Source organism: Oculatella sp. LEGE 06141, from assembly GCF_015207605.1.
In the GTDB taxonomy this organism is placed as follows: Bacteria; Cyanobacteriota; Cyanobacteriia; order Elainellales; family Elainellaceae; genus Oculatella.
This window is the reverse complement of sequence record NZ_JADEWO010000011.1, coordinates 58,203-75,666: the sequence shown is the minus strand read 5'-3', so window position 1 is coordinate 75,666 and position 17,464 is coordinate 58,203. Positions and strand designations below refer to the sequence as shown.

Genomic DNA, 17,464 nt, shown 5'->3' with positions numbered 1-17,464 from the left:
TCTGTTCAGACCTACCACACCTCGTTTTCACTTTACGTTTGCATGACCCTTTTAACTTCAATTGTTTCTGCCGAGTGGCTGGTGCAACACCTCAGCGATCCACAGGTGGCGATCGCAGACTGTCGGTTTGCCCTGGCCGACCCAACCTCAGGTCGGCAACAGTACGAAGCGGCTCACATCCCCGGAGCTTACTACTTTGATTTGAACCGCGATTTGTCGAGTCCGGTAGCACCCCACGGCGGGCGGCACCCCCTACCCGATCCACCCACCCTGGCCGCCAAGCTGGCCGCCTGTGGCATTAGTAACACGGCTGCAACGCCCAAGGTCGTGGTGGCCTATGATGATTCTCGTTTGGCGTTTGCGGCTCGCTTTTGGTGGTTGCTGCGCTATATGGGCTACGACCACGTGGCGGTGTTGGATGGAGGGTTTAGCGCCTGGCAAACCGCAGGATACCCGGTAACCTCTGCCATTCCACAGCCGCAGTCCGGTGAGTTTGTGCCGCAGGTGCGCTCAGACTGGGTGGTTGATATTAAAACAGTTAAAGACCGCAAAGACCTGCCCAATGTGGCTCTGGTAGATTCCCGCGAAGCCGAGCGATATCGGGGCGAACGAGAACCAATCGACCCGATCGCCGGCCACATTCCGGGTGCTGCAAACTACCCGTGGATGGACGTTACAGACGCTCAAGGATACATTCGCCCCCCGCTGGAACAACAGCACCGTTGGAGCGCTCTTGAACAATCAGGGGAAGTATTGGTGTATTGCGGTTCTGGCGTAACAGCGTGCGTTAACTTGCTGTCGCTGGAACTGGCAGGTATTTCGGTCGGAAAACTATACGCCGGAAGTTGGAGCGATTGGTGTTCTTACTTGTAGGAGCGAGATGCATGGGCGATCGACGTAATTTTTGCACAGGCACACTCCCTAAAGCGGTGATAGTTTGAACATAAAAAATACGCCGATTTTTGGAAGGCACAAAGGAGACTATTTATAATTAAAAATATTTCAACGTTGTAGAGTTGTAGCCCTTTCAAAGCTGGACTTACAGTTTCTTAGAGATAGTACAGATAGGAATGAAAATATCAGGAAATTTATACCTGTATCGGTACAGTACATCAAAGGGTGCGTTTTTCGTAACTATAGTCGTAGAGCAGATCGTAGAGCAAATCCATCGGTTAACGGGTTGAGCGTGTTGCTACAACCAGCGTCGCTTTTATACCAGCCAACCCCTACAGTCAACACGGTACATTTTGCAATTGCAGAGTGTTAGGAGTGAAAAGACCCAAAATCTTAGTAGGCTAGAATACTTTGATTCATGGTCAAGTCGCTCAAAATTCAGTAGTAACTATCTTGCAAAATCAGCCTGCTTAGTTCGGGCGATTTTAGTTTAATTCCTCGCTAAAAATTTTAGGTCTAAGTTTTTATGTCGTTCACTTCAAACCGTCTTTCTATATTTGTAGACGGGAACAACATGTTCTACGCTCAACAAAAAAACGGTTGGTTCTTTGATCCAAGGCGGGTATTGTCTTACTTTACGAGTGATTCTGAGGTGACGTTAATCAATGCCTTTTGGTACACCGGATTAAAAGACCCTCAAGACCAGCGTGGATTTAGAGATGCCTTAATCAGCCTGGGTTACACCGTTCGCACTAAAATTCTCAAAGAGTACTATGACGATAATTCGGGGCGCTATTCTCAAAAGGCAAATTTAGATATTGAAATCGTCGTAGACATGTTTAATACCGTTGAGCAATATGACCGGGTCATTTTGTTTAGTGGTGATGGTGACTTTGAACGGGCGATCGAGCTATTGCGCTCCAAAAACACTCATATTACGGTTGTTTCGACAGAAGGAATGATTGCCAGAGAGCTGCGAAATGCCACCGATCGCTACATTGATTTGAACGATATTCGCTCCCATATCGAGAAGGTAGATAACTAAATTGGGTTAGGAGATGTGGGGTATAGGGAAACAGAAATTGTTCCCTCCAATGTCAACCTGCTGCAAAAACTGAGATTGCTTGCCTATCCTGGAAAAGGAATTACACGGGAGCAGGTATGGTCAGCCATCAACCTCATCTAGACAAAACGTTCACCCTGGCGGTAGTGGGAGATGTCCACGATCGTTGGGATGCTGACGATGAGGCAGCCCTGAATCATTTAGGGGTTGATTTAGTAGTATTAGTGGGTGATTTTGGTAACGAATCGGTGGACGTTGTGCGGGCGATCGCCAATTTAAACATCCCCAAAGCAGCGATCTTGGGCAATCACGATGCCTGGTATACCGCCTCTGACTGGGGCAGAAAGCGCAGCCCCTATGACCACAGGCTAGAAGATCGAGTTCAGCAACAGCTCGATCTGTTGGGAGCAGCTCACATCGGTTACGGGGTGCTGGATGTGCCCGAATTACAGTTGTCGGTAGTGGGCGGGCGACCCTTTAGCTGGGGCGGCTCTGTCTGGAAAAATTCGGACTTTTATCAAACTCGATATCACGTCAGCAACTTTGAAGAATCGACGGCAAAAATTGTTGCAGCAGCTCGACAGGCCGCTTTTAACACAGTTATTTTTGTTGGACACTGTGGCCCTACCGGGTTGGGCGATCGCGCTGAAGATCCCTGCGGACGCGACTGGAACCCGATTGGCGGCGATCATGGCGATCCTGACCTAGCTCTGGCGATCGCACAGACGCGGGCACTCGGAAAATCGATTCCGCTGGTGACCTTTGGGCATATGCATCACCAGCTTCGCCACAGTAAACAGCATCGCACGATGGTACATTCTGACCTTGGGACGGTGTATCTTAATGCAGCCAGCGTGCCCCGCATTATTGACACAGCAGAAGGGCGGCAGCGAAACTTTTCGCTGGTGTCGCTACGGGCGGGCAGCGTTACAAAAGCCTCACTGGTTTGGCTCAACCCCCAGTTTGAAATCAGTGAGCAAACGGTACTGTATGAGGGCGATCGCACGGCTGCCCATCTGGCATCAAGCTAAGGCAACGGGTGTTGTGCGGCTCGCTGGACGCACGGCTGCAAAAAACCGTGATTTAGCGGGCGGGTCTGGCAGAGGGCTGAGTGAACTCTTGCGGGGTTGCTTTCGTTTTACTCAGCCATGTAATTAAGTCGTCGGCATGGACTTGCAGTTCGGTTCCCAGGGTTTTGATGTAAAGCACCCCGTTGCTGATCACTAAATCACGAATGGGATACCACGACGCGCGGGTACGGATAAGCAAATCTAGCGGAATGCCTAATTGTGCCGCATGTCTGCTGTATTTCCACCAGGCTCGCCAGAGAATCACTGACTTGGTGCAGTGCATCCGATATCCCTGCGGCACCTGACACGTACGAAATTGATAGAACGAATTTTTATCCGCTTCCCCGGTAAGCAAGAAGTTGTGCTCGGCTAATACCTGGTTCATCCATTCCCAACTGGATGTTCCCGCCTTTACCAGAAAGTGAGGCGGTGTTTCCTTGAGTTTGGCGATGGCCAGCACGCCTTCCTTCTTAGCGGTGAGTTGATTGTTGTTGCACACCGTCTGTGCCTGTAGCTCTGGATTTGCCAGCAACACGTCCTGATTTTGCAGAGAACTTTGCACAAACGTTCGCATCAAATCTAGGTTGGTCAACATAGCGCTGGATGTGCTTACTGCACGGCTAGGAACACGGTTACTTAAAACACCCAAATGTGTTTATTGACACATCTAAACTAAATTTACTACAGGAATAGAATTTGCTCAAGCGTGGCGCGATCGCCCTACATTCGTACATAATGCTTCAATTTTACTTAAAGGGTGTTTTAAAAGTATCCAATGTGCTGCATTCGCCCCCTAAATTTCCAACCTTTGGGGACTTAGCACCTGCGGCAAGCTAGAAAAGGGGGCGGCTCGACCGCACCTTTAAATCACCCTCTGAGCTGGCACCATCTCATCCGCTGGTTGCTGCTGAAGTTGGGTTCAGCCTTGGGCAGTCACCACACGTCTTCAACCAATAACCGGAACCCGGAACCGGGAGAAGCGGCGATCGCTGGATATCATAGAAAAGTGAAAACGCTAGCCCAATGACAGCCAATTTGGCGTAAACTAAAAGACTGATTGCGTTTGCTAAACTCGTGACTGTGTACAGCTTGCCAAACACAGCGAACCGCATCCGCAACTATTACCTGGAGAGGTGGCTGAGTGGTCGAAAGCGCTCGACTTGAAATCGAGTGTACCGAAAGGTACCGTGGGTTCGAATCCCACCCTCTCCGTTTGCAATGGGTCATCTTTAAAGAGCCTGGCTTGAGCAAAGACCACTCGGCGAAGAACAGCGTAACCAGTGCAGCATAACCTTGCGCGGCGACCAATCTAGCCGATTGGTAAGGAATGCTACCGGATCGCCCTTATGTGGATAATGGCTAAAGCTAACGACCAGCCTGGATCGACCAAAGCCAATGACCTGTAAGCAACGCGTGTGTGTCCAATAGACCTGTTGGTCGATTGTGGTGGATTGGTACGGTACCGGGCGGGTTAAAGCGACCAGTTCTTGAACGGTAAGGTGATCCCGCGTTTTAGCTCGGTTGGAGTCGGCAATACCCACGCCCCTGGGATCATCTATTTCTAGTTCCCAATCGGGATGCAATAGACTGATCCAGTCGTTTTGTGCCTCTGCTAACGCGTCAATTAAACCAGGAGACAGGCGATCGCCATCTAGCAGCACAATATTCGGCTGGGGAAGAACCCTATCCTTATTCCGATTGGATTTGAACCGAGAGACGTTGCCAGCTATAGTCTGTTCTACAGTGGCGCTAGACGGACGAGTTTCCAGATTCAGTCCATTCATTTCAACCTCTTTCTACCATGCAGTGAGCTAAATTTGCTCGCCTTTGTTTGTATGTGTGGAATTTCGGCAATGTGTTACGAGACGACAGACAATTTCAGCGGCGCTTCAGTAACATTGGCTCGGTTTCCGGCACAACAGTATGTAGCGGGTAGACATCCATTGCTGATGGAAAGCCGCTCATTCACTAAAGCTGTGCTTGGATAAGACTGAAGGAGTGACTGCTATGGATTCTTCGATAGAAGACTGGATTGATCGGTTGATTGAAGCTTTTCAAGTCTATATTCCTACCTTGAAAGAGTATCGCAGGCTGGCACTTTGTAGCGAGCTAAGCGAGGACGATGCGGATTGTTTGGAAGCCATTTACACCATGGCAGAACAAGACTCACTGCTAAACTTTCTCATTAATGAGTTTGACCGCATCTGGGGAAAACGAATTGGCCTGCTGGATGAACAGTTTGTCGAGCAGTACAAAGATCAGCAGGCATGGCTGAGAGAGCACCTAGAGCAGACGTTATTTGAGCAGGAATCCCGTTCCGAAACCCAACGCCTTTTACAGGATCAAGGGTTTTATGATGGTCCGATTGATGGTGTCTGGGGCGATCGCTCGGTGGCGGCTATCAGACAATTTCGGGAGGAAGTACAACGACAGTTAACCAAGCAGGGGTTCTACCAGGGAGCCATTGATGGCGAATTTGGCCAGCTTTCTGTCTCGGCTGTCAAAGAATTTCAAAAATCTCAGCAACTTAAGGACGACGGTATACCGGGTTGGCAAACCTTCTCTGCTCTTCAATCTGGGTGAACCTATGGCAAGCAAATTTCAACTTCGTTTTGATTCTGAACATCCTGATATAGACTCCTTCAAGGCGTTTATTCAACGATCGTTGGAACTGTATCAACTGGCTGAAATCTGTAACGTCGATGACATTCTGGATAAAGCCTGTAGCCGCAACGAAGGTTGGCTTACGGCGGATTCAGTGGTTGAAATTCACTTAGCGTGGCTTAAAACAACGTGCCTGGAGGTGATTGAGGAATTAAATCGACAGCGTGACAATAAGCGAAAATTTGACATTGCGATTCAAGCACTATTCGATATTGAGAATCCAGATGCCCGTTCTCTGTTGGCAAGTGTCACCCGAACCCTGCGCCAACATCGGCTCTACGGCACCTATGAAGTTAAGGAGATTATGGCTGAAGCCTATGCGATCGGCATCAGGCGAATCGAATTGGGCACCATCATTGAAAAACCGTTGCCCTGGTTGAGATCCACCTGTTTGAATGTCATCCGCGATTTACGGCGCAAACAAGACAAACTAGACAAACCCAAGTTGGACGGCGAAGGGTTCTCTCCGGGTGATGAGGTTTTCTCTGATTTGATCTTTGCTGAAGATCGAAAAGCCATGCGGCTCGCTCTAGAGCAGTTGAGCTATGACGATCGCCAAATTTTACATGCCAGAGTGCTGAAGCATCAGGCGTGGCAGGAAATTGGCGAAGCGTTATCCAACCCAAACGAGGCGGCGCTCAATGCGAACGCGGCTCGTCAGCGCGGATACCGGGCGCTTCAGAAGCTACGGCAACTCTATGATGCGATTCGACAGAACGTGCAGATTGATGACGATGAACCGGATGAGCGTGGGAGGTCGTTTTAAACGTATCAAATGTGCTGCTCAGTATTCCCAACTCAATTTTCAACGTCAGTGTCTCCAAATAGTGTCTCCAAAAAAGAGTGATCGTATTACGATCACTCTTTTCTTGATTTAGAGTACAGTTTCTAACTGCTGTAGCATTCGATCGAGACGGTCATTGGCTGCTTTTTGGCGATCGGTTGCCTCTTTAGACAGTTGGTAAGAATAGACTCCAGAAGCCAGCCCAACTGCGGTTGTAACGGTGCCTTCGGAGGCATTGCCGACCAGCAACAAACCGGCTCCTCCCAGGCCGATGATGGTGCTGGCTGTGGTCATAATACTAGCGACCACAAAGCTCCAGTAAGCCTGGTCGGCACTTTGCCGTGCCTGACGCACCCCTTCTTGAATGACACTTTGCATTAATGCAGATCGCTGGCTGGGTTGAGAACTATTGGTTTGATTCCATCGCACTATCCGACTTCTGGACATAGTACTATCCCCTGAGAAAGATACAGCTCGATCGTTCAACCGCTATGTCAACCGTTGCGGCAAGGCGATCGCAACATCGGTCTACTGATATGTGGTGATATTTGCCAGTTCGCTACACACGATCGAGAAAGTTACCTCACAGGCTAACTTTTTGGCTCAATGATCAAATTGGGCAGCCCTTCCAGTTTTTCGACAGGTGTATCCTCTTCCATCCCTGGAGTAAAGACCGTTAGCCCTTGAGGAATACACTCAACTTCAATCGGAGTGGTGCCGATCAGTTCTCCATCCAGCGCCACTTTTTGCGGTGGGGTGGTCGTTACTTTGATCCGCTTTGCCCGTAAATAGCCAATGTCATCTCGTTCAACGGCGTGACCCGACAAAGCCGTTTGTAAGAGGTGAATTGAGGCGGCGATCGCTCCTCCTGTATTGGCAGGAGCCACAATAGTGAGATCGAGCAAGCCATCATCATAGATAACGCCAGCCGGTCCTTGCGCCAGGATAGAAGTGGGGGGAGCCGCATTTGCAACCGTAATGGCAGAAGCCGTGACCTTAATCACCTGCTCATCGGTTTCGATTTCAGCATCAAACGACTCCAGCCTCCGCAACTGCTGAATGCCTGAAATCACATAAGCCAACATGCCGAGTCGGTTTTTAGCATCTCGATCGGCCTGCTCAACGGCTTCTGCTTCAAACCCAATACCCGCCAGTAAAACCATCGGTTTGCCGTTGCAGTAAGCCGCGTCAACAATCTTGGTATAGCCGCCCAAAATGGTTTGACACGCACCCTCGATCGTGTCGGGTAGCCCGAGCGCATTGGCAAAAGCGTTTGCTGTTCCGCGAGAGATGATGCCAAAGGGAATACTGGTACCAACCAGGGCTTCTGCGGCGGCTGAAAGGGTACCATCCCCACCGGAGGCAATAATCGCTTCAACTCCACGCTCAACGGCAGCATGAGCCAGTTGGCCTGCGTCAATTTCTTCGGTTGTCAACTGGACATCCAGATCGATTGTGGGTTCTAGCAGTGAGCGAATTACTACTAAATCTTGCTCTGAATCCCCTTGCCCTGCAACAGGGTTGAAAATCAAACAGGCAGAACGAGTCATAGGTTTATGCAATAAGAGTGAGATTGAGTACTCAGTGGGCTAACCGTTTGTGGAGCGATCGAGCTACTGATGGGAGAAGCGATGTATATCTTCCCATTCTCTCCAATTTTTTAGAAAGAACGTCAGGTTCCCAGATCAGGTATCGCTGAAGGTCGGTATGACTTACAAACGTCACTCCCTGCTGTAGAGGTATGCCCCTAAAGGAGTTGCAGGAAAAGGTACGGTCAGGTACATGATTCGCCCGCAAGCCTGTAGTTACGCCCGATACACAATCGTTGTTCCATTATGGAGAAATACATCAACGAGGGCACTGCGTCGCAGTGCCCTCGTTCATAGGTGAATGCAGAAAACCCAATACGGCCTGGTTAAGGCTGCAACCCCAGGGCAGATTTATGCCCTTGTTCGCAGCCAAAGCCTACTAAAACGGGCTGATGGTGCCGTTGGGCGTTCAACCCAGTTCAATGGACGGCCTGTTTGCTCAGACTATTAGTTCTGGGTGAGTTAAGCGGCCAACCGAGACGGATTAAACGAAAACCTGCCGTTGGCTCACTTCAAACGGTCAACCCATCAACCTCGAAAGAATAGGCAGTTTGAGACTGTTGCCAGCCCTTAACTATCCGTGGAGGCATTGGGAACGCTGTCTGCCTCGCCCGCCGATGAATCACTCTCTGAAACTGTATCTGGTTCACCGTTAGACTCCACCTCAGATTCAGTCTCAGGCTCAGTCTCGGACGGTGGTTCTTCTGCGACAGGAGTGGCTCTGGCTGGCTTCGGCCCTCTCATGAGTGCAAGGTTAGCAGGCGCTTTGGGGGCATCTTCCCTGGAACCGCCTCTACCTTTGCCTCGGCCTCTACCTTCATCCCGGCCTCTACCTTCATCCCGGCTTCTGCCTTCATCCCGGCCTCTGCCTCTATCTCCACCTTTGTCTCTACTTTCACTGTCATCACTATCCCGATCGCTGCGACGGGTAGGTTTCGATGGTCTGGGCGATGGGGAAACAGGGCTAGCGGAACTACTGTCAGTAGTCTCCTTAGCGGGTCGCTCAGATTTCTTGATTGGACGCTCTACCATCTTTAAATTATTTGAGTTCTGCCATCTTCCAGTATCCTAACTGCTTTCGTAGCCAAAATATGCGTTTAGCTGCAAAGGTAAGCCAGGGATAACAGGTTAAATGGCGATCGCCATTCCTGCCCGAAACAGGAACCCATACCACCAGGTTTACCGCGCAGGAGAATCATGTTGGTCAGTATTGCTTCGTTCAAACACTACAACACCCAGGGATTAAATTGGCTGCTTCAGCCATTAACGACCGCAATGATTCTCCACGGTTAAGGTGATAAGGAGCGGTTGAATTATGAGGACAGATCAGCTCTGGCGGCAGCTTGAGAAAGGCTATACCGACCCGTTTTGCCGCGATACCACTTGTTTTCTTTCAAGCCAGCCGAAAGGGCGTTGGCAATTCGGGTGCTGGCTTTGCTTCGCATTGCCTTGGGTGTTTCATCAACATAGATGGAGTCGATCATCTCAGGGATGCCCATCACTTTATCGGGTTGCTGTTGTAAGACCGTGGATACAGCCTGTGGCAAGGAGTTTTTCTCAAACTCTGGCCGCATGTAATCTTGTAACCCTTGCTCTCGCCGTTTCCCTTTGCTAGTGTTAGTTGCCTTCTTGCTTTGTTGAGACGTGGATGAGGATTTGCGATCGCCTTTAGTAGTCTCAGCCGCGGATGCATGATTCGCTGTAGCGTTAACAGGTGAAGCTGCTTTGCCTGTTGAAGCTGATGCATCAATCGCTGCACTTAGCTCTGCCGCTACAGAATGATTGTTAGATGAAAACATGCTGACAACCGACTGGAGGCTTTTTCGCTTTTCACCAATGCCCTCTATTTGAGCTAATAGTTGAGCCTCTTGAGACGCTAAATCGGCATCAATTTCCAGCAGCTTCGACAATGTTGGATCAGAGGAGGAATTGGTTGGTGAAACTTGCATCTCAGAGCGTTCCTTGTTTGAGTAATGATGTTCAATAGTCGGGAGAGAATTTCTCACTACTTCCATTAAAGTCTGAAATGGAAAAAAAAGTTATTTGTAGGATGATGTTTCTTCAAGATTGATTGGCAATTGAGGTAAAGTTGTCGCTCGGTTCCCTTAAAAGAGCTACAGTGTTACCCATTTCATTGCCAGAATGTTGCTGTGGGTGCGTGTTGTCGATTCCAAAGGAAAGCCGTTGCTGGCGGTTAAGGTATCACGATCGCAACACTTGATATTGTAATGGGTCAAACTCAAACCAGCGAGGTACGAAATATCCTTTAACGAATCTCAGTGCGTCTACTTCAGTGCATCTATTAACCTGGCAATAAAAGATTTGGCATAAGGGATTGGGGTTCGACTCCGCTCACCCCACACGGGAGCGAGTGCTGAGCGGAGTCCAAACACGGTTTGCCCTAAGAACAATGGCTGCCAGGTTAATCCCCCCTTGGTTCGTCCCATGCTACAGCTTGAGAAGAGGCTACGGCTTGAGAAGAGGCATATAGGCTAAGCGGCAATGACCAGGGCGATCGAATGAATCATCAACGTGTGGGGATGATAGCTATCCCCACGCTACCCCACTACCCAGGGTAGTGGTTTATGAATGGGGCTTAGCGCTCTGCTCCAGCGTCCATTCTATTTGACTCACCAGGGATTGCCAATTAGGGTAAAGGCAGCCCAGTAGTAGGGGTGAGATAGATCGACGCTGGCAGATTCCCTTAATTCGACAGGTAAATCGTTGCGACCGATCGCCCGTAGAATGGGGGAACTTTGTAGCTGAAGCTGCCCACGCAGCATCGCCAGCTGCGCCTGTCGTAAAGCATCTGCTTTGATGGGAGCGGTCATCAACTGTCTGTAAAAATCAATCATTAGCACTAGCGTTCCGGCATCACTAACCGACCATAAGCTGGCTAAGGCGGCCTTGGCTCCAGATTGTACAGCTAACCCTGCAAATCCCAATTCAGCATTGGGATCACCTAATGCGGTGCGGCAGGCGCTCAACACCAGCAATTGCACAATCGGAAGCCGCAAGTTTAACTCTCTGAGGCGATCGAGATGTAACGGTTGATCCCAAAACTGAATATACGACTCATCGACCGATCCGCCCACAAAAGCCGCATGGGTTGCCAAATGAATGATGCCAAACGGATAGGACGATCGCCGCGCCTTCAACGTTTCCATCGTAAATTCTTGATTGAGCCAGGTTTCTCCTTGCCAAAGTTGGGTAATGGCCGCAAGCTCCACCGGAACGGCAGGAAGCGGGGCTTCTTGCTGAAACTCGGAGGCACCCATTGCCAACACTCTGGTATTCGCAAGCGCTGCTGGTTGGCGATCGAGCAGGTTAAAGGCAGGAATGATGCCGAAACTGTATTTTTCAATTAGAAACCGTTCACCGTCATGTAAGGCCGCCAGCGGCAGGCTGCGGAGTCCGGTACCCAGACAAAAGATCAGCGTATCGATTCGTTGAGCCTCTAAGTCTGCTTCTAGTGGGGCAATAATCCACTGATAAAGCTGTTGAGCGACGGGCAAATACTCTGATGCCTGGGAACTAACATTCACGACCCCTGCGCGAAAGGTTTCGACGGTTTGGTTGAGCCGCTCGCGATTAGCCTCTGAAATGCGCTGATGTACAGGTTGGCCGCGTGGTGGCAGCAAAATCAGCTCTAGCTGCTCTGGGGTGGGAATCGCGTAGATTAAAGCCGATCGCCTGCCAGTAAGCCGCGCTATCTGGTTGAGACTCTGAGCAATTTGATCGCTCCCTAATACCTGGCTGGTTAAGTTTCCCTGATAATAATCCTCATATTGTTGCTTCCAGCCTAACTCTACCTGACGAATTGCATCTGCAAGGTCTTCACGATCGAGGGTTTGCTGTAGCCTTTCTACATCCAGTCGCAGTGCAGAGAGCGGCTGTGGATACATTGAAGTGGTCATGGATGAGGCTGGAGTGGCCTGTACAGGCTGATTGTGCAGCAAAAGGGGGAGAAACGATCCGACGATCGCCCAGCTGCATGCCAGCAGAAATAGCAGAATCAGTCGAATGAACTTCATAGCGTTATAGATGCAGTGGATGAAGGAATAAACGTCATGGTTGGGTGTCTTTCAACATCACGTCGTATCAGGGTCACACCGCAATGAGTTGCTATGGTGTTGGGATATGATTATTTCAACAACCCAAGTTTGCGAAACCAGGACGTTTGCTCTACAGGGATTCTTTCATGCTTGAGCAAAAGAATACTACTTTCTGCCTGGTGAATTGGCGATCGCCCTCAAAAAGGGTCAAGAAATCTGGTTGATAGCCCAACACATGTAGGGGCATTGCAGTGCAATGCCCCTGTCATCCCTATATCGCTCCCACAACGCCTGATGGCTGGCGGATTTAATGTGGCGGCAGGTTAAATTTCAACCAGTGGACGTTCAACCAGCCGCTGTCCGTTAAATTTTGCTGCGAGAATGTCTTCGTAGGTGGCGGCGATCGCTGCTACAGACAAAATACAGCTTTCTAGCTCCAGCAAATCCATGTTTTCGCCACCCAAAATGCTGTGAACAAACAGGACTTGACCGGCTTCATCCAGTTGAAAGGCACCAAAGCGCATCTTGCTATTTTCAGCCAGCAAAAATTGAATCACCTCAGCATCCATTGTTCTACCGATGGTGATATGGCTGGATGCTTTCACTACTGCTAACTCTGCATCTTGCCAGGGATGAATTTCCCATGGCAAAACCTCAACTTCAATCAGCGTGGAGGGTTGGTAAAGCAGGTTGAACGTAGGAGCATCGGTCGCCGCCTGCATGGTGTCTTTGAACAGGCTGGAGGAGCGTAGATACTCTGAAATGTGTTGATAGGTTAGCTCTTGAGCGCTGTTGACGAAAAGAGACATAGGTTTAAGCCGTAGGTTCTGGTGCTTTTAACTCGGTTGGCTCATGAGTGCAGATAAGAAGCTGATGAACCCATTGAGATCCGTTAGAAAAGCGTGCCCATTATTTGATTATATGTTACAAAGCTTTACCAAAATTAGCATCGCCTGACGGTATGACCCTACAGCATGAACATGCGCGGATCGAGGGTTTTAGGATCATGGGCAGTAACAAAATCCCTCATGCTGGTATCGGATTCCAGGCGACCGTCTACTAAGTTAATGATCCGATCGGCAACATCCAGAATGCGGTTATCGTGCGTGACCATCAGAATAGTGCAACTCTGTTCCTTCGCCAGCGTTTGCATCAACGTGACCACATCGCGCCCAGATTCCTTATCCAGCGCGGCGGTGGGTTCATCGGCCAGGATAAGCTGCGGCTGGTTGACGAGGGCACGGGCGATCGCGACCCGCTGTTTTTGCCCACCAGAGAGGGAATTGGGCTTGTAAGTGACCCGATGTCCCAATCCGAGCTGTTCTAGCATGGCGATCGCCTGCGCCCGTTTAGACCCAAAGCCACCCAATAGCTCAACGGCCATCTCCACATTTTGCACCGCTGTTAGCGATTCAAACAGGTTGTGCGCCTGAAAGATAAAGCCGATGCCGCGCCGCACTTCCACCAGTTGCGCGTTGTTCATCCCCACCAATTCGCGTCCCATCACTTTGAGGCTGCCATCGTGAATGGTTCGCAAAGCTCCGATCAGGCTCAAAAAAGTCGTTTTTCCAGACCCAGATGGCCCGGTAATAATGGCAATCTGGCCGCGCGGAAAGGTGAGATTAAGGTCAAACAGAACCTGTTTGCGGAGGTCACCCTGACCAAAGTAATAATTTAAGCCGTGCGTTTCCACCGCCGGGGTAGATTGGGCGATCGCGACCCCAGCATTGCTGTTTGCGGCGGCATGATTGTTGTGGGGGGTAGGGTTCGCGTCCATCATCCAAATACCTCTGCTGGGTCAGTTGCTTGAACTTTGCGAACGGCGATCGCTCCCGAAAACAGGCACATAATAAACGTGGCGAGCAGGGTAGAGAGGGCACGACTCACCGTCATTTGCATCAACAACCCGGTGGCATTCGCCGTGGCGTTATACAGCAAAACGCTGATACAAAATCCTGGAATGAAGCCCAGCACAGACAAGATAACCGCTTCCTGAAGCACAACCCCCAACAAAAAGATGTTTTTGTATCCCATCGCTTTGAGGGTGGCATATTCCGCCCAATGGTCGGCCACATCGGTGTAAAGAATCTGGTAAACGAGAATGATGCCGACAATGAATGCCATTCCGGTCAGAAGCGTAAACACAAAGCCAATATTGGTGTTGTCCTGCCAGTAGCTAAGTTCCTGCTGCACGAATGCGTCTTTTGTTAACACCTTCACATCCTTGGGCAAACGTTGACTCAGGGTACGAGCCAATCGATCTGGATCGGCACCTTCCTCCACTTCCACCAGGCCAATATCTACCATGCCTAAGTTGCGGCTCTCTAGTTCTGGGTCCAGGTTGGAAAAAAAGCGCAGATAATTTTGGTCGCTCATCACCAGGTTGCCGTTGCCGGAGGCAAAGTCGGTTCCCAGGCTGTAGTTGCCCGCAACGCGCACCTGCCGCTCTCCCAACTCTGTGACAACCCCCGGTGTAATGCTTCCTAACTCTGGACGAGATTTCAGATCAATTAAAACCGTGTTGGGTTCTCTGAGCTTGTCGAGCTGTGCCTGAATGTCGGGCAGGAGCAGCACCGGATCTTGAGGATTGAAGGCCAATACCCTGACCGGACGCGTCGCTTTGGTTTCAGGATTCTTCCAGTTCGCGTTATTGATGTAGAGCGGATAGGCTGCCGTAATGCCAGCAAACGCCCGTGCCTGATAGAGGCGACGGCGGGCAAACGCCTCTGGCACAAACATGTTGTATTTCTGAGTATTGGTAATAATGATGTCTGCGTTTAAGAGCTGCAAAAGCTGCACCTGGCTATCGTACAGGGCGTTTTTGAAGCCATTAAACATGAACATGAGCAAGACAGCAAAGGCAACACCACCCAATGATGTCGCTAAACGACGGCGATCGTGCGTCAGGTTCAGCCAGGCCAGGGGAGTACGGCGCAATGGACTCATGAGAATACCTCTGCGGGGTCAGCCGTCACTACTTTACGTACCGAAATGAGTCCCGACAGAGCGCACATGCTTACCGTTAACAACAACACAAAGACAACGCGACCCACCGTCATTCCCATCGGTAAGCCGCCGCTGGTAGCATTAGTCGTCAGTTCATATAGCCCCAAGGACAGAATCAAGCCAGGAACATAGCCCATCACCGCCAGAATCACGGCCTCTTGCAGCACAATTTTGAATAAATAACGGCTGCGATAGCCCATGGCCTTCAAGGTGGCATACTCTGGCAGGTGGTCGGAAATGTCGGTGTAAAGAATTTGATAAACAATCACCGTACCGACAATGAAGGACACCGCTACTCCCATACTAAAAATGAATCCGGTGGACGTGGTGCCAATCCAGAAGTCGCGATCGCGTCCAATAATTTCCTCCTGCGTCAACACGGTAACATCGGCGGGGAGTAATTGACGCACGGTTGCCTTTACCGCCTCGACATCGGCTCCCGGTTGCAGTTTCACTAACCCCAAATCAATCCGATTGAGAGGACGAGGAGCAAACAGCCGTAGAAAATTTTGGTCGCTGACAATCAGGGTGCCGTCTGAAGCAAACCCGCCTCCCAGGGTAAACTGTCCGCCAATTTCAACCCGTCTGCGATCCGACTCGGTTTCAATGCCGGTAGTTTGGGGGCCAAACTCAGGACGAGACAACCGATCGATGAAGACGGTGTTGGGGCGTTGCAGTGCGGCGATCGCTTCAGGGGCTTGCAGTTCGGGTAACGTAAACACCGGGTCGCGCGGGTTGATGCCGTAGACAAACATGGCACGGCTGAACCGAGTTTCGGGATTGCGCCACTGCTGATAGCCAACATACACGGGCATGGTTTGCTGCACACCTTCCACTCCCGCAATCTGGTAAAGACGTTCACGGGGAAAGGATTTTGTGGTGCTAATTTCCAGGGTTTGAGGCGATCGCAAAAAAATCTCGGCATTCATCTGGCTATAGATTTGGGTTGCCGTTAACGACAGCGCTCCCAAAAAACCTAAATTCATGAAAATTAGCAATACTGCAAAGGCCACCCCGGCGATCGCCACCAGCAGGCGAGTTTTTTCGTGCAGTAAGTTCAACCAGGCGAGCGGCGTTTTCATGGCGTTACGGTCGGTGAGGGAGTGGGGTTGGCTGGGGGTGTGCCAGAATCATCTACATCAATCCGGACATCGACCTGTAAATTAGTGAGCTGTGCTACGGGTTCACTTTGATCCAGGCGGATTCTAACCTCAACCACACGAGCATCCGCATTGGCCGCAGGGTCATCATCCAACACGTTATTTTTGAAGATCTGGCTACCAATCCGCTCTACTGTTCCGCCGAGGGAAACGTCAAAGGCACCGTTACGGCTGGTCACTGTGGCTCGTTGCCCCGGCCTAACCAAACCAACATCTGTTTCGTAAACTTCGGCAACCACATACATTTGTCGTGTGTTGCCCATCGCTAAAATGCCGTCCTCTGCGATCGCTTCTCCCGCCCGAGTGTAAATTCTTAATACCTCACCACTGGCAGGGGCACGAATAATGGTGCGGTCTAACCTGGCGTTTGCCAGTTCCAGGTTACGAGCGGCAGAATCGACCTGGACTTGCGCCTGCGATCGCGTCAGGTTGGCTTCACTCGACTGCACCTGAGCCTGAGCATTTCGCAAGTCGTTACTTCGCGAAGCTTCCAGCCGAATCAAGTTGGCTCTGGCACTCGTCAACTCTTCCTGTACGCGCCGCACTTCTGTAATTTGTTGATCCAACTCCTGCCGCGAAATGGCTCCTTCTTGCTGCAAGGTTTGATAGCGGTCTAAATCGGTTTGCACCAGCGACAGTTCTGCCTCTAGCTGGCGCACCGTTGCCTGCTGTGCCTGGATCTCAAACGATTGGGGTTGATCAATCTGCCCCAGGCGGGTGCGGGCTTCCTGCACCTGAGCACTACCATATTCAGTTTCAGCCACAATTTGAGTCTGCGCTTCTGCCAACTGGCTGGCGGCGTAGTTTCGCTCTGCCAGCCGTTCGCCATAGCTTTCCAGGTAAGCCAGAACGTCCCCCTGCTGGACATATTCTCCCTCCCTCACCAGCAGTTGGCCGATGCGATCGCCCTGGGAACCGCTGATGTTAACCACTTCTCCTTCTGGCTCCAGCCGACCCAGTGCTGCAACGCTGACCTGCCGTGGAGGGGGTGCAACCTCCTCTACCTGATTTTGACCCGGCGCTATCACCAACCGAAACGCTAGAACGCTGCCAAACCCCAAGAGAATTAGGGCTGCCAGTCCTAACCAAAGCCCCCGTCCTGACCAGGGGCGCTGAGCATTACTTACACTCATACGCGTAGATTGTCCAATCGGATTGATATGGTTATGGTGCTATCTA

The 17,464-nt window shown here is 50.6% G+C and carries 18 protein-coding genes and 1 tRNA gene; 7 read left to right on the top strand and 12 right to left on the bottom strand.

The annotated features are described in order from the left end of the window. Positions 1-42 precede the first annotated feature (42 nt). The 3 genes from IQ268_RS10410 (at position 43) to IQ268_RS10400 (ending at position 2,988) form a co-directional block, all read left to right on the top strand. Complete coding sequence (locus IQ268_RS10410; protein ID WP_193878197.1) at positions 43-873, top strand: sulfurtransferase; 831 nt, start codon at positions 43-45, stop codon at positions 871-873. 547 nt (positions 874-1,420) lie between these two features. Continuing rightward, positions 1,421-1,939, top strand: a complete 519-nt coding sequence (locus tag IQ268_RS10405) for an NYN domain-containing protein (RefSeq protein WP_193878195.1) — start codon at positions 1,421-1,423, stop codon at positions 1,937-1,939. 116 nt (positions 1,940-2,055) lie between these two features. Then, positions 2,056-2,988, top strand: coding sequence for a TIGR04168 family protein (locus IQ268_RS10400; RefSeq protein WP_193878193.1), 933 nt, complete (start codon positions 2,056-2,058; stop codon positions 2,986-2,988). A gap of 52 nt (positions 2,989-3,040) precedes the next feature. On the opposite strand, the gene IQ268_RS10395 is transcribed toward IQ268_RS10400, so the two are convergent. Next, on the bottom strand, positions 3,041-3,622 hold the full coding sequence (locus IQ268_RS10395) for a hypothetical protein (RefSeq protein ID WP_193878191.1): 582 nt from the start codon (positions 3,620-3,622) through the stop codon (positions 3,041-3,043). A 532-nt stretch (positions 3,623-4,154) separates the two neighbouring features. On the opposite strand from IQ268_RS10395, the gene IQ268_RS10390 reads away from it, so the two are divergent. Beyond that, positions 4,155-4,239 (top strand) — tRNA-Ser (locus IQ268_RS10390). A 17-nt stretch (positions 4,240-4,256) separates the two neighbouring features. Here the strand turns inward: IQ268_RS10390 and IQ268_RS10385 are convergent. Next, positions 4,257-4,811: a hypothetical protein gene (locus IQ268_RS10385; RefSeq protein WP_193878189.1), complete on the bottom strand. Its 555-nt coding sequence runs from the start codon at positions 4,809-4,811 to the stop codon at positions 4,257-4,259. 223 nt (positions 4,812-5,034) lie between these two features. Here IQ268_RS10385 and IQ268_RS10380 point away from each other — a divergent pair, with 223 nt between their 5' ends. Together IQ268_RS10380 and IQ268_RS10375 are read left to right on the top strand one after the other, a co-directional pair. Then, the gene (locus IQ268_RS10380; protein ID WP_193878188.1) at positions 5,035-5,610 is read left to right on the top strand and encodes a peptidoglycan-binding protein; all 576 of its coding nucleotides are present in this window, start codon (positions 5,035-5,037) and stop codon (positions 5,608-5,610) included. A 4-nt stretch (positions 5,611-5,614) separates the two neighbouring features. Next, positions 5,615-6,457 (top strand): sigma-70 family RNA polymerase sigma factor, encoded by an 843-nt coding sequence (locus IQ268_RS10375; protein ID WP_193878186.1) that lies wholly within the window; start codon positions 5,615-5,617, stop codon positions 6,455-6,457. Positions 6,458-6,565: 108 nt separating this feature from the next. Here IQ268_RS10375 and IQ268_RS10370 read toward each other — a convergent pair whose 3' ends face one another. After that, positions 6,566-6,922: a hypothetical protein gene (locus IQ268_RS10370; RefSeq protein ID WP_228035247.1), complete on the bottom strand. Its 357-nt coding sequence runs from the start codon at positions 6,920-6,922 to the stop codon at positions 6,566-6,568. 143 nt (positions 6,923-7,065) lie between these two features. After that, positions 7,066-8,025, bottom strand: coding sequence for a YegS/Rv2252/BmrU family lipid kinase (locus IQ268_RS10365; protein ID WP_193878185.1), 960 nt, complete (start codon positions 8,023-8,025; stop codon positions 7,066-7,068). A gap of 340 nt (positions 8,026-8,365) precedes the next feature. On the opposite strand from IQ268_RS10365, the gene IQ268_RS10360 reads away from it, so the two are divergent. Next, positions 8,366-8,515 carry a hypothetical protein gene (locus IQ268_RS10360; protein ID WP_193878182.1) on the top strand — a complete coding sequence of 50 codons (150 nt, stop codon included), beginning with the start codon at positions 8,366-8,368 and terminating at the stop codon, positions 8,513-8,515. 119 nt (positions 8,516-8,634) lie between these two features. Here the strand turns inward: IQ268_RS10360 and IQ268_RS10355 are convergent, their stop codons facing one another. The 8 genes from IQ268_RS10355 to IQ268_RS10320 form a co-directional block, all read right to left on the bottom strand. Further along, on the bottom strand, positions 8,635-9,096 hold the full coding sequence (locus IQ268_RS10355; RefSeq protein ID WP_193878180.1) for a hypothetical protein: 462 nt from the start codon (positions 9,094-9,096) through the stop codon (positions 8,635-8,637). Between the two features lie 281 nt (positions 9,097-9,377). Further along, a complete protein-coding gene (locus IQ268_RS10350; RefSeq protein WP_193878178.1) occupies positions 9,378-10,013 on the bottom strand; it encodes a hypothetical protein in 636 nt (211 codons plus the stop codon). Positions 10,014-10,694: 681 nt separating this feature from the next. Further along, positions 10,695-12,098, bottom strand: a complete 1,404-nt coding sequence (locus IQ268_RS10345; RefSeq protein WP_193878176.1) for a CHAT domain-containing protein — start codon at positions 12,096-12,098, stop codon at positions 10,695-10,697. Between the two features lie 344 nt (positions 12,099-12,442). Further along, complete coding sequence (locus IQ268_RS10340) at positions 12,443-12,928, bottom strand: hypothetical protein (RefSeq protein WP_193878174.1); 486 nt, start codon at positions 12,926-12,928, stop codon at positions 12,443-12,445. A 158-nt stretch (positions 12,929-13,086) separates the two neighbouring features. Beyond that, positions 13,087-13,896 (bottom strand): ATP-binding cassette domain-containing protein, encoded by an 810-nt coding sequence (locus tag IQ268_RS10335; RefSeq protein WP_193878333.1) that lies wholly within the window; start codon positions 13,894-13,896, stop codon positions 13,087-13,089. Beyond that, positions 13,896-15,065, bottom strand: coding sequence for an ABC transporter permease DevC (gene devC / locus IQ268_RS10330; RefSeq protein WP_193878172.1), 1,170 nt, complete (start codon positions 15,063-15,065; stop codon positions 13,896-13,898). Before devC (IQ268_RS10330) ends, IQ268_RS10335 begins: the two co-directional genes overlap by 1 nt. Beyond that, complete coding sequence (devC, locus tag IQ268_RS10325; RefSeq protein WP_193878170.1) at positions 15,062-16,207, bottom strand: ABC transporter permease DevC; 1,146 nt, start codon at positions 16,205-16,207, stop codon at positions 15,062-15,064. Before devC (IQ268_RS10325) ends, devC (IQ268_RS10330) begins: the two co-directional genes overlap by 4 nt. Continuing rightward, positions 16,204-17,418 (bottom strand): HlyD family efflux transporter periplasmic adaptor subunit, encoded by a 1,215-nt coding sequence (locus tag IQ268_RS10320; RefSeq protein WP_193878168.1) that lies wholly within the window; start codon positions 17,416-17,418, stop codon positions 16,204-16,206. The genes devC (IQ268_RS10325) and IQ268_RS10320 overlap by 4 nt, the downstream gene beginning before the upstream one ends. Between the last annotated feature and the right edge of the window lie 46 nt (positions 17,419-17,464).

Excerpts from the sequence above, each read along its gene's own strand:
- IQ268_RS10410 (WP_193878197.1), top strand. The coding sequence starts at position 43 with ATGACCCTTTTAACTTCAATTGTTTCTGCCGAGTGGCTGGTGCAACAC.
- IQ268_RS10405 (WP_193878195.1), top strand. The coding sequence starts at position 1,421 with ATGTCGTTCACTTCAAACCGTCTTTCTATATTTGTAGACGGGAACAAC.
- IQ268_RS10400 (WP_193878193.1), top strand. The coding sequence starts at position 2,056 with ATGGTCAGCCATCAACCTCATCTAGACAAAACGTTCACCCTGGCGGTA.
- IQ268_RS10395 (WP_193878191.1), bottom strand. The coding sequence starts at position 3,622 with ATGTTGACCAACCTAGATTTGATGCGAACGTTTGTGCAAAGTTCTCTG.
- IQ268_RS10385 (WP_193878189.1), bottom strand. The coding sequence starts at position 4,811 with ATGAATGGACTGAATCTGGAAACTCGTCCGTCTAGCGCCACTGTAGAA.
- IQ268_RS10380 (WP_193878188.1), top strand. The coding sequence starts at position 5,035 with ATGGATTCTTCGATAGAAGACTGGATTGATCGGTTGATTGAAGCTTTT.
- IQ268_RS10375 (WP_193878186.1), top strand. The coding sequence starts at position 5,615 with ATGGCAAGCAAATTTCAACTTCGTTTTGATTCTGAACATCCTGATATA.
- IQ268_RS10370 (WP_228035247.1), bottom strand. The coding sequence starts at position 6,922 with ATGTCCAGAAGTCGGATAGTGCGATGGAATCAAACCAATAGTTCTCAA.
- IQ268_RS10365 (WP_193878185.1), bottom strand. The coding sequence starts at position 8,025 with ATGACTCGTTCTGCCTGTTTGATTTTCAACCCTGTTGCAGGGCAAGGG.
- IQ268_RS10360 (WP_193878182.1), top strand. The coding sequence starts at position 8,366 with ATGCAGAAAACCCAATACGGCCTGGTTAAGGCTGCAACCCCAGGGCAG.
- IQ268_RS10355 (WP_193878180.1), bottom strand. The coding sequence starts at position 9,096 with ATGGTAGAGCGTCCAATCAAGAAATCTGAGCGACCCGCTAAGGAGACT.
- IQ268_RS10350 (WP_193878178.1), bottom strand. The coding sequence starts at position 10,013 with ATGCAAGTTTCACCAACCAATTCCTCCTCTGATCCAACATTGTCGAAG.
- IQ268_RS10345 (WP_193878176.1), bottom strand. The coding sequence starts at position 12,098 with ATGAAGTTCATTCGACTGATTCTGCTATTTCTGCTGGCATGCAGCTGG.
- IQ268_RS10340 (WP_193878174.1), bottom strand. The coding sequence starts at position 12,928 with ATGTCTCTTTTCGTCAACAGCGCTCAAGAGCTAACCTATCAACACATT.
- IQ268_RS10335 (WP_193878333.1), bottom strand. The coding sequence starts at position 13,896 with ATGGACGCGAACCCTACCCCCCACAACAATCATGCCGCCGCAAACAGC.
- devC (WP_193878172.1), bottom strand. The coding sequence starts at position 15,065 with ATGAGTCCATTGCGCCGTACTCCCCTGGCCTGGCTGAACCTGACGCAC.
- devC (WP_193878170.1), bottom strand. The coding sequence starts at position 16,207 with ATGAAAACGCCGCTCGCCTGGTTGAACTTACTGCACGAAAAAACTCGC.
- IQ268_RS10320 (WP_193878168.1), bottom strand. The coding sequence starts at position 17,418 with ATGAGTGTAAGTAATGCTCAGCGCCCCTGGTCAGGACGGGGGCTTTGG.